Source organism: Shewanella eurypsychrophilus, from assembly GCF_007004545.3.
Taxonomy (GTDB): domain Bacteria; phylum Pseudomonadota; class Gammaproteobacteria; order Enterobacterales; family Shewanellaceae; genus Shewanella; species Shewanella eurypsychrophilus.
This window is the reverse complement of record NZ_CP045503.2, coordinates 4,115,094-4,131,906: the sequence shown is the minus strand read 5'-3', so window position 1 is coordinate 4,131,906 and position 16,813 is coordinate 4,115,094. Positions and strand designations below refer to the sequence as shown.

Sequence of the window (16,813 nt, the reverse complement as noted above, 5' to 3'; positions counted from 1 at the left end):
TTAGCCGTTCACGATATTTACTTTGTAAAAAACAACAGAAAACCCCACCAATTCAGATACAAAGATCACATCTTTGTATCTGATGGTGAAACAAATGTTGCAATGCTATCGATAATCATTATCATTCCGCCCATAATACTAAAGGGGGATAATATCGATGCAACAATTTCGTTTTTCACTACTTGCTGTCGCTTGCGCATCAGCGTTTTTTCCAGGGGTTCTTGCTGCGAATGAGCAGACTCAAGCACCAGAAAAAGTGCAAGCAGAAGAGCTGAAAAACAAGGATGTAGAGCGTATCACTGTCTATGGAAGACAAAACCAAGTGGTCATGAATTCAGGTCTAGCGACAAAGTCAGATATGTCGTTAATGGAAACACCCGCGGCTGTCGTCATCGTTGATGAAGAGCTGATCAATGCTCAGGGCGTGAATAACCTGCAAGATTTGGTTCGCAATATCAGTGGTGTGACCCAAGCGGGTAACAACTATGGTATCGGTGATAACTTAGTGATCCGTGGACTGGGAGCTAACTATACCTATGACGGTATGTATGGTGGTGCAGGACTCGGTAACATCTTCAATCCAACGCGCTCACTGACTAATGTCGAATCGGTAGAAGTACTCAAAGGCCCAGCGACAGGTTTGTATGGCATGGGCAGCGCTGGCGGCGTGATTAACCTTATTGAGAAGAAACCTGAATTTGAAAGCCGTCATGATATCGGTGTCGAGTTAGGTCAATGGGATTCCTATGCGCTGAGTATCGATAGCACAGGTGGATTGAGTGATAAGCTAGCCTATCGCGTCGTTGCTAAAACGGCTCGCAGTGATGGTTACCGTGATATCGGTACCGATCGTGATGAAGTCTATACCTCACTCAAATATGTGTTCGACGACGGTCAGGATCTGATGTTATCGGCTTCCTATATCAAGGATGCCATTGCTGTTGACTCTATCGGCCATCCAATCCGCATCTATAACGCCGAATCTGTTGATGGAAAAACGGCTGGGCAAGCGGGTTGGGAAGACTTAACTAACGATCCAGAAGGTAAAGGTATTCAGCTTACTGATGAGCAGCGCCAGCAGTTAGCGGACTCATTAGCTACTAGCGATGGTTTAACCCCTTACGCTTTCGGTCATAACGGCATTATCTCGCCTATGGCTAAGGATAATGAAGGTGAAGAGCTGAGATTCAAGCTGACTCATAATATCTTCCTCAATGAAAACCTATTTCTGAACCAGCAACTGCAATATCGTGATTACACCTCAGGTTTTGCCCGTCAAACCGGCGCATACAATTATGTATATTGGGACCGCAAGGGCACCATCAATGCAGACCCACGTGCACCACTACTTGAAGATGGCGTACTTTACCCGTTTGCGGCTCGTCGTCAGGAGTATCGTCAGGTCTCAGCCGATGAAACCTCTTGGCAGTATTTTGCTGACTTGAGATATGACTTCGAACTTGGTGGTATCGACAATGAGCTGTTAGTGAATGCCAATTTCGAAGATCGTGATATTCGCTTCAAACAGTACTCAATTTATGATGCCGATAAGGTCATAAAGAACAAGGCAGGTGATGTCATCTATCAGGGACAGTTGCCTTACATCTATGACATTCGTAATCCAAATTGGGCTGAAGGTTCATTTGAAGATCACGACCCTCTGATGACCAGTAACTACAACAAGAAGGTGAGTGCCTGGGGCGTTGGCCTGCAACATGTTGGCTATTTCGGTTACGGCTTTACCACACGTATCGGCGTGGCGTTTAACGAGATTAAACAAAGTTATGAGCATTTCGGTGTCGATGAAAGGTATCGCGCCAGTGCTGCTGAACCTACGCCTGAAGCGGATACCAGTGATGATGGCATCACCTATAACTTAGGTGTGACGTATATGCCAACCGATGACCTGTCATTCTTCGTCAATCATTCTAAAGGCCGTACAGCTTACAGCATGTTAGGCGGCGTTGAAGGTGATGGTTCAGACAGACTGGACTCTGAATCTATCAGTGATGACTTAGGCATGCGTATCAAGGCATTTGACGATCAGATGCTGACCTCTTTAGTGTTCTTTAAGAGTTCACGTACTAACCTGCAATACTCAAATCCTGACTATGAAGACGGTGTTTCAGGGTCTAATGTGCCGAAAAACTTCTATGATGGTAAGGAAGAGACCACAGGTGTCGAGTTAGATATGAATGCTCATCTCAATGAGCAGTGGATGATTAACGTCAACGGTGTCTATCAGGATGCGCGTGATAAGAAAGATCCTAATCGCAGCAGCTATGATACTCGTCAAAAGGGCGTGCCTTATGTGACAGCCAGTGCTTGGGTCACCTATGGCGCCGACATGTTCTCACTCTCTAGCCCGATTGATATCAGCTTAGGTGCAAAATACGTCGATGATCGCAGTACTAACTCAAGTTCATTCGGTATTCCTGATGGTCATGTGCCGAGTTATACGGTATTTGATTCGGCCATCAGCTATCAAGCGGATAACTGGAAGCTACAGTTGAACGTCAACAACCTGTTCAATGAGGTGTATTACAATAAGGCGATGTTCCTAGGCGGTATGCCTGGTGAAGAGCGTAATGCCAAGCTGACCTTTAACTATCAGTTGTAAGCTCTACGCTTAGTTACGAGCTATTAGCTATTAGCGACGAGCTCGTCATTTTGACCATTGAGCTTTTGAAAGCGCAGCCTTGGGGCTGCGCTTTTTTTAGTGATATAAAGATTGTTTTAATTCTTCCACTTCAATTCAAAATCTATCCGTTTAAATTTAAAAGCTACCCACTTCAATTCTATTAGATTATTGATTTTTCTATGCTAGTTTATCTGTCTTGATTGTTAACTTGGCCGCGAATAAAAAGAGGAAGCCGATGAAACCCACAAAATTATGCCAGTCACTTGCCCTCGTTCTTATGATATCAAGCCCGCTAGCCGGGATAGAGGTTCATGCAAGCCAATCAGATGCAAAGTTCGTTCAATCAGTTAATAAAGCCCTGCCGGATTTAGAAAGGCTTTACTTACACTTGCATCAACATCCTGAGCTTTCCTATCAAGAGAAGGCGACCGGGCAAAGAATGGCGAAGGAGCTTTCGGCACTGGGTTTTGAAGTGACGGATAATTACGGTGGCTATGGTGTCGTAGGCATATTCAAAAATGGCGATGGCCCGACAGTGATGATCCGTGCAGATATCGATGGCTTGCCAATCATAGAGCAAACAGGAAAGCCCTATGCATCGACTGTCACCACAACAGATGCCGATAATAAGACGGTTGGCATCATGCATGGCTGTGGCCATGATATCCATATGACCAGTTTAATCGGCACTGCTGAGCAACTGCTTAAACATAAAAGCGATTGGCAAGGCACCTTGATGATGGTGGCGCAACCCGCTGAAGAAGTCGGTGGCGGCGCCAAAGCCATGTTAGCACAGGGCTTATTTACTGAGTTTCCGACTCCCGATCATGTACTCGGTTTGCATGTCAGTGCAAGTGTTCCTGCGGGCAAGGTCGCCATTGCACCGGGTTATGCCTTAGCGAATGTTGATTCGGTGGATATTACCGTTAAAGGCAAGGGAGGCCATGGCGCCTATCCTCACATGACTATCGACCCAGTGGTATTAGCCGCCAGAACTGTGATGGCGTTGCAGACGATACCGAGCCGTGAAATCTCTCCGCTGGAGCCCAATGTCATTACGGTGGGCTCTATCCATGGTGGCTCTAAACACAACATTATTTCTAATGAAGTCAAGTTACAGCTCACCTTGCGCTCCTATAATCCTCAAGTACGTGAGCAACAGATAGCCGCTATCAAACGTATGACAAAAGGCATAGCCATAAGTGCGGGTGTGCCAGAATCCTTAATGCCAGTGGTCTATGTTCATGAGGATGAGACTATCCCCTCTACCTACAATGATCCTGAATTAGCAATGAGCGTTCAAGCGAGCATTGAGGCCGAGATAGGTAAAGCCAATGTGCTGAAAGCGGAGCCTGTGATGGCCGGTGAAGACTTTGGTCTCTATGGCCTCACGGCACAGAAGCGCCCCATCACCATATTCTGGCTTGGGGCCGTAGAGCCGGAACTGTATGAAGCGAGTATGGCTTCAGGAGAAAGCTTACCATCACTGCACTCGAGCAAGTTTTCCCCTGATTATCCTTTGACTATCAGCACTGGCGTCAGGGTTATGAGCCGAAGTGCCATGGATCTGTTTAATGCCAAATAAGTATTAGTCTGCTTATTGATGCGTCATCTTTGTTCCAACGGCGAATCGGTTCCAGGTATTGATCATGATGACCTGCATAATGGCCTGTGAAACTTGCTCTTCACCGAGTAACGAAAGACATTGCTGATAAGTCTCATCGCTTAGCCCTGCTTGTGAAACAAGAGTGAGTTCATCGGTGAGGGCGAGCACTGCACGCTCAATATCATCAAACAATGGAGATTCTTTCCAGGCGGAGATCGCAAACAGTTTATTTTGGGATATTCCTGCCTTTAAGGCGACTTCAGTGTGCATTTGAATGCAGTAGGCGCACTGATTGATCATAGATGCGCGGATCTTGATTAGCTCCTTTAGTGCGCTAGATAGACTGGTTTCTGCCAGGTAGTTTTCAACCGACATCATGGCGGTTAATGCGGCGGGTTGTGTTTGGGCGATATCAATACGTTGTGTCATCTTATGTCCTTTATTGAAGTTTAAAGCTGCTTTATTGCGATGACATAATTGTGCATAATTCTAATTATTAACTGAATACACGTATAAACTGAAATAGCTTTGCGTAAAGCGCAAAGATGATTTGAGTACTACTGAGGAATACAAAGATGTTAGAACTGATTAAAGTATTTCATCAGGTTGTCGATTCTGGCAGTTTTTCTCAGGCTGCCCATGTTCTGCATATGGCGCCATCCTCCATTGCTCGTAACATCGATAGTCTAGAGGCTCAGCTTAAAACGACACTATTTAAAAGAAGTACTCGGCAACTTATTCTGACTGAAGAGGGGAGTTACTTTTACACTCAGTCGGGTCAATTGGTGGATCAAGCCGATAGTTTATTGGTAGAGATGCGAGGCTCGAGAGATACGCCTCAGGGAATGTTAAGAATATCTGTGTTCGAGAGTTTTGGAAACTTATGTCTAGCGCCGATTATTCCTGAGTTTCTGCAGATGTACCCGGATGTTCAAGTTGAGCTTGATCTCGATAATAAGCTGGTGGATCTGCATAGCGATAATGTCGATCTCGCCATTCGTATTGGTGTGCCACAAGATAGTGGTTTAAAGGCGCGGAAATTAATGGAAAATAGGACATTATTGACCGCGTCGCCAGACTATTTAGATCAGCATTGCCCTATCGAACAGCCCGGCGATCTGCATGAACATAATTGCTTACTGATCAGCCAAGAGCGGCAGAGAAATCATTGGTACTTCAGTCAAGGGAAAAATAAGCAGAAAGTGTCAGTTAAAGGTAACTTCATTTCAAAAGGTGGCTCTCCCTTACTCACTGCGGCGCTTAAAGATTGTGGGGTACTCTTGTTATCTGAATGGATGGTAACACCTTATTTAGAGAACAAAGAGTTAGTTAACATTTTACCGGATTGGACAGCCAATCATTGGGAAGAGGGCAGTGGTGAAATTTTTGCTATTTATAAAGCCGCTCAATATCCTAAACCCCATATCAGAGCATTCTTGGATTTTCTGGTTAAAAAATTAACTGCGAAATAATGGCCTACAAATCGTAGATGGTGGGGTAGATACTAAAAGGGGCTCAGATATCTGAGCCCCTTTACTTTCAGTTAATACTAATTAAAGTTTGTAATTTGCACCTAGGAAGAAAGCACGTCCTTGAGTGTCATAATAACCAGCACCATCGTAGACATATGGGTTACGTGGTGGTGCAATATCAAACGCATTCTTCACACCAAAACGAACCGATAGTGTTTGAGTGAAGTCATACGAACCTGTAAAGTCCCAAACAGTGTGTGACGGAATGTCGTTATAGTTGTTGTTCTCTGGCTTCCACTCATTGTCAGCAACTGTAGAGTGACGGTAGTTCGATCTTGCCTCTAAGCTAAGTGCATCATATTTCCAGCCTAGGCTAAACATTGCCTTCCAGCGTGGATCTGTGTACTCACCCACATCAACCTGTAGATCTTCCGCAAAACCAGTTGGGTTTGTTTCCCACTGCTCAAGGTAAGTGGCAATTAGGTGAATGTTAAAATCACCGAAACTATCAGTAGGAATAAGGTACTGAGTTTCTATATCCACACCTTTCACATCAAATGATGCAGAGTTAACAGGTGCTTGTAGGAAGTCTACAATATCACCAGTCGATGCGTCTCGAGTGAAGAGATCACAGTAGACATTATCTAGAGATACTGAGTCATAACAGTAACGTACTGCTACGTCTACGTCGATGTTGTTAATTGCATCTGAGATCTCAAAAGCCCAATAATCAACCGTTAATGAAAATCCATCAAGGTAGTCAGGTGTGTATACCAGACCAATCGTATAATCATTTGATGTTTCAGGTTTCAGATCTGGGTTACCTGCGTTAACACCTGGCGTGTTACTCTGATACCAGCCATCAGTTGGATTCCAGCCTTGTGGAAGACCCGCTGCTTGACAGTTTTGCTTACGGTTTCCATCAGGGCCTAACTCGACATTTATAGCATCACAGACATCTTTGAAGCTTTCAAACGTTTGTCCGCCTGGATCAAATAGCTCACCAATATTAGGAGCACGAACTGACTTAGACTTAGTTGCACGGAATCTCAAGTCTTCAATTGGAGACCAGTTTAGACCGACTTTCCAAGCATCATCGGAGCCTGCAGTGCTGTAATCCATCCAACGATAAGCAAGATCAAGACCTAGATCATGAGCAAGGAACATATCTGAAAGCAGGGGAATGCTAAATTCCGCTGCAAATTCCATCACGTCATACTCACCTTTCATTGGCATTGCGTTATTACCAAAGATGGTACCGTCAACCAGCGCTTGATCAGGCTTAGTTTCGGACTCTTCTTTGCGATAATCAGCACTAAATGCAGCGCTTATATAGCCTGCAGGTACATCAAACAGAGCACCGTTGACAACTAAACCTGCTGTAGTTTGGGTTGTTTTAGCTGTTTGACCAGCACTAGTGCTGACCCAATCAATCGCTTCTTGGCTTGCTTGATTCTTACCTAGTAAGTTAAGTGGTACACAACCAGCTGCTTGAGCATCTGCATCACGACAAACGATACTGCCATCATCAGCAAAGACTGCATCTTTAGCTTGGTCATAGCGATCGGCCCAAATCTCACCGCCCCATACACTTGTTTCGTTTAGCTCGCCACGCTGAGCATGGAATGAATATTCCCACTCATCGGTAATCGCGCCTTCAAGACCGACTAGGAATCTCAGTGTTTCGCGATCTTGGTTATAGGTACGATTGCCAAACTCAGTATCGATACGATATAGGTTAAAGTAGTCCATTCCTGTGTTAGACATTAGCTGACGTGTCTCTTCAGGCAAGAATGCGTTATCGGCTTCAATATAGTTACGCGTATGGAATACTGGTGTACTTTCACCATTAGACTGATAGTCAACATATGTAATTTCAGTAAATAGCGTATGATCTTCAGCGATTTCATAATCTGTGTTTAGAGTAAACACCATACGTTCGAGTGGCGTTCTTACAAAACCGTAATCGACAGGGTCATAGCCTTCACAGCCTGGGCCGCAATAGTTTCCGTTATTACCTGGTCCTTCGATCAACCCTTCACCATAATCAAATACCTTCATGGCACCATTACTGTCGAAAGTGTATTGGCCGCCGTCATTTGCGAAGAAAGTACCTGGTTCACTGATCCAAGATAGAGGTTTGCGGCCAATATATGGAATACGTGCTGGTGTACCGTCTTCAAGAGAAGAGTCCCATTCAGGATTATAAATACTATTAACTGGGTTATTTAAAAAATCTCTGTCTGTATTACGTAACTCAGCTTGCTCTGCGTAGGTAAAGTTAAAGACTGTAGATAGTTTATCATCGAGAAAGCTGCCACCGGTTGTAAGAGAGAACTGACTCTCTTCACCGCCACTTTGCTCTGGTTGAGTATAAGAAACATCAAGTTCAACCCCTTCAACGTCCGTACGTGTGATGATGTTAATCACACCAGCTATTGCGTCTGAACCATAAACAGCAGAAGCACCGCCTGTAATAACTTCAATTCTTGAAACCATAGCTGTTGGGATGGTATTTAAATCAACAGCTGAACTACCATTAGAGCCAGCGACAAAGCGACGACCATTGACTAAAACTAGAGTACGGTCACTACCAAGACCACGTAAACTGGTCTGGTTCAAACCGTTTGCAAAAATAGTGTTGTTTGAGGTTTCTGGTGAAATCCCCACTGTAGATGATGGAAGTTTGTTCAAGATATCAGCGACGTTAGTAATACCCATATTCATCATCTCTGCACCGGTGATGACCGTTACTGGAGTAGCTGATAGAGAACCGATACGTTTAATTTTAGAACCAGTCACTTCAATACGTTCAATGACTTGCTCTTCTTCTGCTGCATATAGGCTTGTACTTGCTAGTAGCGCTGTACTAGTAGTCGCAAGTAAAGCAACCCTTACAGCTTTTGATAAACTGCTTACTGGCATCATATTCATTCCCTTAGTTATGTTTGTACTCAATTTTCTAGTTGAATTGAGTTTTATATTTATCAAGTTAAAGCCTCACTCTAACTTAACTGGCAATTTACAGGTTTGTTACATTTAGTCAAGGTTGTAAACACCCGTTCACGCTTTGACACATGTAAAAAAAACTTTGCACTTATAAAATTGTGTTTACTTATAAAACTAGTGTTTTTCAATTACTTATAATTACTTATGGGTATTGTGAGGAGTGTTTTCTAGTTGAATAGCAAGCTTATCGTTGAGGTAAAGGTTTTAACTATTGCGCTTTAAATTGTTACTCACCGCTTACTTGTTGATTTTTATATTTTATATTTTGTTTAATAACAGTATGTTATGCAGGATTTTGCTTGGGAGGGGCAAATATGGGATATGTATGCTGAAATGTAAACTTGTTGAGAGTTTTGTGATCAAACGCAGATTTTATTAACCGGCATACATCAGTTCGGTGCAGTATGCCCTACAGCTGGGATATTTGCTTAGTAAGTATGTTGAGACTAGGTCGTCTTAGCTTTTGGGGCAAAGAAAATAGCAGGCTCTATATCGCTTATATCTCTGAGCTTTCTGGTCACATCAATCAGAGACTCCATCGATACTCAGCTGCGAGGTGACATTAGGCCTGCACACTAAAGTTGAAAATAAACAGCAGCGTATAAGATGATAGGTCTCAGGTGTTTCCTATAACGGAAGGGGTCATTTAAAAGTGACCTTACCACCAATCATCTTTAACGCTGGTGTGCCTCTTACTAAGGTATCTCTGGCGAAGAGCTGTCCACAGTTCGGGCAGAGGCAGGGGGTTTGAGTGTGATCGTCGACAATACGCTCTTTAAAACATTTCACTAAGGCACCTTTCCCCCCTTTACGATATTTAAATAGCTGGGTCTTGCACTTAGCACAGAAGATATCGACAGTCCGAGTCGGACCTTTCTTATTCGGTTTTGCCATATCTAGAGCGTTGCCATTGATTATGTAATTACTTGAAGTAGCTATTCTAATGCAGTAAATCATTAATACAAAATGTGCAAAATCCAAATTTATCTTCTACTATTTCTAAGTGCCTTTTCTGACCAGAGTTTCTAGTATCTGTTTCAAGTTGTATTGATAGAAAATCACGTTAGCCATAATAAATTTAGCGATTAAGGAAGAACGATGCCTAAGTTTTCAACCATTGACAAAATCAATCGCACCACGCTGTTTTTTACTGTGATCATCTTTTTATTACTCAGTGCTTGTAGTAACTATGATCCCATCCCTGTCGAAAAGTGTGGCGATGTCGTAAAGCATGCTAGAAAGGTTTTAGGCAGTATGGCGCCAGATAGTGCCAGCATGATGTCTGATTGTAAGGCTGCATCTGATAGCGAGCGAGGCTGTGTGATGGCAGCAACTAAGAAGGGAGCCGTTGCACAGTGTATGTAGTGATGAGCTGCAAACATTTTTTAGTTTGATTGGGTCGATTCAAATGCGACTCTGGTCAATTGTTCTTCTTTAAATTATTTAGTTAACATCTCAGTAACTTAGGTTATAGTCATTGCCATGATAATGGATATCGTGGCGATATTTGATGACTAGAATAATAAAAATCCTCCTGGTTTCAACTCTTTCTTTAGCTTTCATCCTCAGCTTTACTGTTTATATCGGACTATATTTGAGTCTGCCTAAATTATCGGGGCAGCTTAATAGTGCTCAGCTGTTTGAGTCTGTCACCATAGAGAGAGACAGGTTAGGCACTGCAGTTATCAAGGGAAGTAATCGCCGAGATGTCGCTTATGCTATGGGGTTTGTTCATGGTCAGGACCGATTTTTTCAGATGGATCTGATTAGGCGAAACGCTGCTGGCGAGCTTGCTGAAATATTTGGTGAGAAGGCCCTTAATCTAGATAAGTCTCGCCGTTTTCATCAGTTAAGAAAACGAGCCGAGAATACGGTCGTTAAGATGGAGCCAAAACAAAAACTGCTATTACAGGCTTATGCTAATGGCGTTAATGCCGCAGTGGCAGAGCAGAGTATTCGTTCTTTTGAATACCTGTTAACAGGTACGCGTCCACAAGCTTGGCAACCCGCTGATAGTCTACTGGTTATTTATAGTATGTATCTTGATTTACAAGGTAATACCGTCAAGAGAGATATGGCGTTAACTCAAATTGAAAAGCTGTATGGCAAAAATATGCTCGCTTTTGTGACTCAGAACAGCCCCTACCAAGCCGCGCTGGATTCAAGCTTGCTGCCTCTTGATGATGTTGCAGTACCCGCTCTAGCGACACAACTTCTTGCGAGCGCATTCGTAAGCCCGATTGATGAACCCTTAGATATAGGCAGCAATAACTGGGCGGTAACAGGTGCTTTGACTAAAAGTGGTAGCGCTATGTTATCGGATGATATGCATCTCTCATTTGCGGTTCCTATCATCTGGTATCGCGCGCAATTGAATTACCCTTCGGAAACTGGTGAGCCTATACAAGTTACCGGTGTTTCACTGCCGGGCGCACCAGCCATTGTTGTGGGCACCAATAACAAGGTTGCATGGGGCTTCACTAACGCCTATATCGATACTGCCGATTGGGTCGCAATTGATGACGATGAGCCGTTATCAATTGCACGTGAAGTGATGAAGCTGCCAGGTTCTAAATCGAGTGTCGAATATCAGATCCAGTTATCCAAATATGGCCCCGTGAAGCAAGTGAATGGTCAAAATTACGCGCTTTCTTGGGTTGCTCATCAAGATTATGCCGTCGATATGGAGTTGATAGGCCTAGAAACAGTGTCGAATGTGGATGAAGGCTTAAAGCTAGCCACAAGCTTCGGGATCCCGGTGCAGAATATGATGTTGGTCGATAGTAGCGGTAATGCAGCCTGGAAACCAGCTGGCGCAATCCCATCAAGAACCAATCCAGCCAATATTGCTCAAGTGCCAGATGAATATCAAGGAGAACGCTGGCACATAGATGAACCTCTACTGCCTCAGGTTGTTAACCCAGAGCACGGCCGGCTCTGGTCGGCCAATTCTCGAGTCATATCAGCTACAGAGTCAGATCGTTTCGGGGATGGTGGTTATGCCTTAGGTGCAAGAAGTCAGCAAATTCGCGATCGGCTATTTGAGTCTGAACAATTTACCGAGCAAGATTTCTATCAACTGCAATTAGACAATGAGGCCAAGTTTTTATCGCCTTGGCAGAACTATTTGATCACTTTACTCGCAAAGGAGCCAATACGCTTCTCCAAAGATATTCAACACATTAGGGATTGGCAGGCGTGCGCTTGTGCGGATTCAGTAGGCTATACCTTAGTGCGCAGTTTTAGGCAGAGGTTGATCGATATGAGTTTTGCGCCTATCGAGACAGGTCTGAAATCTTTAGAGATTTCCTTATCTCCGGTTAAGCGCTACCTTGAACCTGCGATGTGGCAGTTAATTGAAGATAAGCCCCAATCTTGGTTACCTGAACAATTTAACAGCTGGGATGCATTTGTTATTCAGGCCTACGTGGATTCTACTCACGCCCTGCTAGTTAAACACAGTGATACAAACCAGTTGTCAGACTTAGCCTGGGGTAAGGTGAACGCACTCAAAATTCAGCATCCTTTTAGTAAACAAGTCCCGCTACTGAGTGCATTCTTGGATATGCCTGAAGCGCCGGGATTTGGTGACAGCTTTATGCCTGCGGTACAAAAAAGTGCATTTGGTGCATCGCAACGTTTTATCGTGCAGCCTGGGTTAGAGTCACAGGCTATCATGGCGATCCCAGGTGGCCAGTCTGGGCACCCTTTATCAGATTATTATCGTGCAGGGTTTGATGAATATGTGCAGCAAAAGTCAACACCTCTGCTTCCTGGTGACATTCTACATAAGATAACGATAGAGGTAGTTAATTAGTCCTATCTGATGAAAATGCCAAGGAGCTGATTTATTGCCTTGGCTTAGGCCAAGCAGGCTCCATAAAATATGGTTTTTACTACTTATTAAGTAGTAAATTATTTTTAAGTAATAATGTAGAGGGCTGATCATCTTAGGTTTAGTGTTAACTTCGAAGCATTAGCTTCTTATATTTGTATTCACGAATATATCCACTGAAAAATAGTAAATACGCAGCATAGAAAGCGAGCTGCGACACATTGTAAGTAAATGTAATAGTTGAAGTCTTATCTAGGTTTTCTGTTATTCTCCGATACAAATAATTACAATAGAGTCACTTTGTTATGATCAGCTTAGAGGTTGTTACGCTACTGTTAATGATGATTTTTGTAGTAGGCTGTCAGAAAGATGTAACCTTTCAAGTTGATACAGTGACAGAAGTCATTGTCGAATCTTCACCTACTCATAAAGGGATGAGTGATGACAAGACACAGGAACAAGCTGTCACTGCTTGTTATCTAAGAGTTTATGCCGTTAATCACTTAGATTATGGCGTTAAGCTTGCTCCACAAATAAAAGTAGATGTGCACGGTATTGAACATACGCTGACGATTAACTCTTGGGGTGACGATTGGGAATATTTAGTCGCTGGTAACAAAGGTGAGGAGTATAAACAAAAACTCTGTTTCAAAGAGAGTGATGAAAACCCTTTGAGCTGCGCAGAACTCGCCGATGCCATCAAAAAGAAAGCCTATAAGCTTGAGCTTAATCGCTGTGAAAAAATAGACCAATCTCCAGCAAGCTGCAATATGGAGATCAAGCTATCTGAGGGGGGAGTTACCTTTAGAAGCTTTGATGATGCTGGGCTTGATACAGCTCGACTAGCAGATTGATCAGTTATAGCTATCAATTTTACTGGGTAGGAAGTTAATCATCGCAATATAGCGATTAGGTTCAGACTCCACCTCAAACTGCCATGATTGTTGCTGGCTAATTTGGCTTACAAGCTTTAAACCAAGGCCAAAACTATCTAAAACTTCTTGCTGTTGATTCATACCACCATCAACAAGGTCTCTGTTTTCGATAGTCAGTTGCTGTTTGATGAGTGTTACCGAGATACTCCCCTCGTCAATATGCTGCATAGCATTGCGAATGAGGTTAGCGATCAAAATGCGGACTAATGTTTCTGACTGAAAGGTGGCGACTTCAGCTAGCTCGAGATTCAGAACTACCACCTTACCTTTTAGAAGATAGCTATGTTCTTCAATAAGCTCATGTATCAGTAGATCTAAGCGAAAGTGTGTCGATATAGGCTCAGATACCTCTTTGCGCGTCAGCCATAGTAAGGTTTCGGTGAGGTGATGCATGGTTTTACCGGCCCGAGTCAGGCGATGCAGCGCTGGCAAACTACTTTTTGGAGCATCTTGCCAAAGTTGCTCGAGCAGTTCAGCATTGCTTTTAACTACAGCAATAGGCGTTCTTAGCTCATGACTGGCATACTGCAAAAATTGAGTCTCACGCTGAGTGGTTGCATCCACTTCACGTAAGCTATTGAGAAACTGCTCCGCCAATAAATCCAGCTCTCGATAGTCAAAAGAGGGAACTGGCTTGTCTAAATCATCACTACTCAGTTGTTTGGACCAGGCGTTGAGTCGATATAGCGGTTTAGTCAGGTAATGAAAGATGCCAAAAATCAACAGAGCTAAAAACAGGGTGACGATTAAAGATACTATCCAGATCTCCTGTAGCTGCGAATCAGCAAGATCCCAGTAGCTGGGTTCATCTGACTCCTCATATTCCTGAACTAGGTAGTAGACTCCTTCATGGTTGTAACGGGAGGTGTAGACAAAATAGTTACGCTGATTGATTTCATCTTCATCAGTTATCCCAGGTGCATAGTGGTGCCTTCCCACTTTCAGTGAAGATTGAGGATACTGCAGTTGTACACTCTTGGGCAGGAGGTCGTATTGATGGAATAAACGCGCATCAATGATCTCTAAACTCGGCTCGACAGCATCAAATCCTCGCTCGTTGATTAACTCTTGCGCCTTGAGTATGTTGATACTGAACGAGGTATCCAGGGCACGGAAGTAGTTTTCTCTTGCCCAGAGGGTATAACTGAGCACGAGTACCATCAAAATAAGGCAACTTCCTCCAAGCAATAGGGCTGATAAGCTGTTACGCAGTTTCATGAGCCGCTTCCAGATCGCAGCGCCCAGCCTTTACCCGATATGGTGTGCAATAGATGTGCTTGCTCGGCTTGAGTCAAGACTCGGCGTAGATAGCAAAGGTGCGCCTTGAGCACATTACTGCTCGGGGGCTCATCGCCCCAAAGGGCATTTTCGAGCGAATTTCTACTGACAACTTCAGGGCTGGCTCGCATCAGAGTCTCAAGCAAAGTATAACAAGCAGGGGTTAACGCTAATACTTGCTCCTTGCATGACACCGCTTGCTGCTCACAATCCATGATTAAGTCATCGACACGTAGACGTTTCGCGTGACTGCTACGCCGGCCGGCCAGCGCATTTATTCGAGCAATCAGTTCTCGGTTATCGAAGGGTTTAGCGAGATAGTCATCGCCACCAGAAGCGAAACCTTCTAGTTTGTCATCGACGCTGCCACGAGCCGTGAGAAAAAGCACAGGCATATCTAGTCCTTTAGCCCTAAGTTGCCTACATACTGAAAAACCGTCGAGTTTAGGTAAGCCTACATCTATGACTAACACATCGTAGCTATTTGTTTGTGCTAAGGAAAGTCCGGCTATACCGTTACTGGCATGATCTGGCAACATCTTTGCCAGCTCCATTAATTGCAGTAAGGTCTCTGCCAGATCACGCTCATCTTCGATTAGCAAAACACGGATCATCTCTATACCTCTGTGAAAATTTGGCCGATGAGTAGATTGGCCAATTAGCCTGACTTGTCTAAGCAGTAAATATTACAGTTTAACTGGCTAAGGGTAAATCTTGGGTAAAGCCTGCTAGGTGCTAATCTCTGACAATATAGCGGAGATTTTACCCTCTGTTTACCCTGCATACTCTAATCTCCATCTCCTTGATTGAAAATGACTCATGCTGGTGAGCCTGTGAGAAGGATCATCTAGCTAGGATTTAGGAGATTGTTAGAGATGGCGTATCTGTTTAATAAAATGAAGTTCTTATGCTTTTTCATAAGTCTTACCTTTTTCGTTACAGCCTGTGGTGAAAGTGTCAGTAATGAGCAGGACTTTGGTGATGGAACATTTGCCAATACTGCTAATGTCGCTACGATTGACGCGCAATTTAGCGAAGTGACTCTGTATGACGAACTTCAGGGACGTGTTCGGCCACTGCGTAGTGCTGAAATTCGGCCTCAGGTGACAGGTATCATCATTCAGAGATTGTTTCGTCAAGGCGATACCCTCACACATGGCGATCCTCTGTTTCAAATCGATCAAGATGCTTTCGAAATCGATATCGATATCAAGCAGGCGGCATTAAGCCAATCTTTAGCGAACCTCGCCTTGCTGCAAACTCAGTTAAATAGACTTGCTACCCTCGACCGCACTGAAGCTGTGAGTAAGCAAGCCTTTGAGGATGCAAGCTTTAATCAACAGATAGCCGCTGCGACAGTAGAGCAAAATCGTGCTCAACTCGAACACAGTAAGTTGCAGCTCAAATATGCGCGAGTGAGCGCGCCGATCAGTGGCATTATTGGTGAGGCTCTGGTGACTGAGGGAGCGCTAGTGATCAGTAATGATGCCAAACCAATGGCAGTGATCCAGCAAATAGATAAGGTCTATATCGATGTGCGTCAACCTGCTTCCAAGCTTAGTCAAATTCGCAAGTTTCTGGATGGCAAAGGCAGTAACAACAAACAAGGGCTAGCTGTTACCGTGCAGTTTTCTGAAAACAGAGCCGAGGATATAAAAGGGAGTATTTTATTCTCAGGCATCAGTGTCGATGAAAATACTGGTGATCTTATAGTACGTATTATCGCTGATAACCCTAATCAGCTTTTACTACCTGGGATGTATGTTCGTACACAGATCCCACGTAGGAAACTGCAGGCGGTTCGTATTCCTGAGCAAGCGGTGCTGCGAACAAGCAGTGGTGATCCCTACCTTTTTGTGGTGGTCGATGGCAATTATGAGCGTCGAGAACTCGTCATTGAGGGTATTCAAAGCGGGGAGTACCTAGTGTCCCAGGGGCTGAGTAACAAGGATACCGTGATTGTTTCTGGTCAGGAAAACCTTCAGCAGGGAGCTCAGCTATCCCTATCAACTTGGCTCAAATAGCAATTTTTACCTG

The 16,813-nt window shown here is 43.9% G+C and carries 12 protein-coding genes; 7 read left to right on the top strand and 5 right to left on the bottom strand.

Annotated features, from left to right (window positions below):
• The first annotated feature begins 157 nt into the window (after positions 1 to 157).
• Positions 158 to 2,620 (top strand): TonB-dependent receptor, encoded by a 2,463-nt coding sequence (locus FM038_RS17610; RefSeq protein WP_142874626.1) that lies wholly within the window; start codon positions 158 to 160, stop codon positions 2,618 to 2,620.
• Between the two features lie 256 nt (positions 2,621 to 2,876).
• Positions 2,877 to 4,226: an amidohydrolase gene (locus FM038_RS17605; RefSeq protein WP_223292890.1), complete on the top strand. Its 1,350-nt coding sequence runs from the start codon at positions 2,877 to 2,879 to the stop codon at positions 4,224 to 4,226.
• Positions 4,227 to 4,238: 12 nt separating this feature from the next.
• On the opposite strand, the gene FM038_RS17600 is transcribed toward FM038_RS17605, so the two are convergent.
• Positions 4,239 to 4,676 (bottom strand): carboxymuconolactone decarboxylase family protein, encoded by a 438-nt coding sequence (locus FM038_RS17600; RefSeq protein WP_142874625.1) that lies wholly within the window; start codon positions 4,674 to 4,676, stop codon positions 4,239 to 4,241.
• Positions 4,677 to 4,822: 146 nt separating this feature from the next.
• On the opposite strand from FM038_RS17600, the gene FM038_RS17595 reads away from it, so the two are divergent.
• The gene (locus FM038_RS17595; RefSeq protein WP_142874624.1) at positions 4,823 to 5,719 is read left to right on the top strand and encodes a LysR family transcriptional regulator; all 897 of its coding nucleotides are present in this window, start codon (positions 4,823 to 4,825) and stop codon (positions 5,717 to 5,719) included.
• A gap of 81 nt (positions 5,720 to 5,800) precedes the next feature.
• On the opposite strand, the gene FM038_RS17590 is transcribed toward FM038_RS17595, so the two are convergent.
• Together FM038_RS17590 and FM038_RS17585 are read right to left on the bottom strand one after the other, a co-directional pair.
• Positions 5,801 to 8,647 (bottom strand): TonB-dependent receptor domain-containing protein, encoded by a 2,847-nt coding sequence (locus FM038_RS17590; protein WP_142874623.1) that lies wholly within the window; start codon positions 8,645 to 8,647, stop codon positions 5,801 to 5,803.
• A 723-nt stretch (positions 8,648 to 9,370) separates the two neighbouring features.
• A complete protein-coding gene (locus tag FM038_RS17585; protein ID WP_142874622.1) occupies positions 9,371 to 9,622 on the bottom strand; it encodes a hypothetical protein in 252 nt (83 codons plus the stop codon).
• Positions 9,623 to 9,826: 204 nt separating this feature from the next.
• Here FM038_RS17585 and FM038_RS17580 point away from each other — a divergent pair, with 204 nt between their 5' ends.
• The 3 genes from FM038_RS17580 to FM038_RS17570 all read left to right on the top strand — a co-directional run bounded on the left by FM038_RS17580 (position 9,827) and on the right by FM038_RS17570 (position 13,417).
• Entirely contained in the window at positions 9,827 to 10,093 is a 267-nt protein-coding gene (locus tag FM038_RS17580; RefSeq protein WP_142874621.1) for a hypothetical protein, read from the top strand.
• A gap of 145 nt (positions 10,094 to 10,238) precedes the next feature.
• Complete coding sequence (locus FM038_RS17575; RefSeq protein WP_142874620.1) at positions 10,239 to 12,545, top strand: penicillin acylase family protein; 2,307 nt, start codon at positions 10,239 to 10,241, stop codon at positions 12,543 to 12,545.
• Positions 12,546 to 12,868: 323 nt separating this feature from the next.
• On the top strand, positions 12,869 to 13,417 hold the full coding sequence (locus FM038_RS17570) for a hypothetical protein (RefSeq protein WP_195873107.1): 549 nt from the start codon (positions 12,869 to 12,871) through the stop codon (positions 13,415 to 13,417).
• Here the strand turns inward: FM038_RS17570 and FM038_RS17565 are convergent, their stop codons facing one another.
• Positions 13,418 to 14,716: a sensor histidine kinase gene (locus tag FM038_RS17565; RefSeq protein ID WP_142874618.1), complete on the bottom strand. Its 1,299-nt coding sequence runs from the start codon at positions 14,714 to 14,716 to the stop codon at positions 13,418 to 13,420.
• Positions 14,713 to 15,390: a response regulator transcription factor gene (locus FM038_RS17560; RefSeq protein ID WP_142874617.1), complete on the bottom strand. Its 678-nt coding sequence runs from the start codon at positions 15,388 to 15,390 to the stop codon at positions 14,713 to 14,715. The genes FM038_RS17565 and FM038_RS17560 overlap by 4 nt, the downstream gene beginning before the upstream one ends.
• Positions 15,391 to 15,651: 261 nt before the next feature.
• Between FM038_RS17560 and FM038_RS17555 the strand changes: the two genes are divergently transcribed.
• Positions 15,652 to 16,800: an efflux RND transporter periplasmic adaptor subunit gene (locus FM038_RS17555; RefSeq protein ID WP_142874616.1), complete on the top strand. Its 1,149-nt coding sequence runs from the start codon at positions 15,652 to 15,654 to the stop codon at positions 16,798 to 16,800.
• Positions 16,801 to 16,813 lie beyond the last annotated feature (13 nt).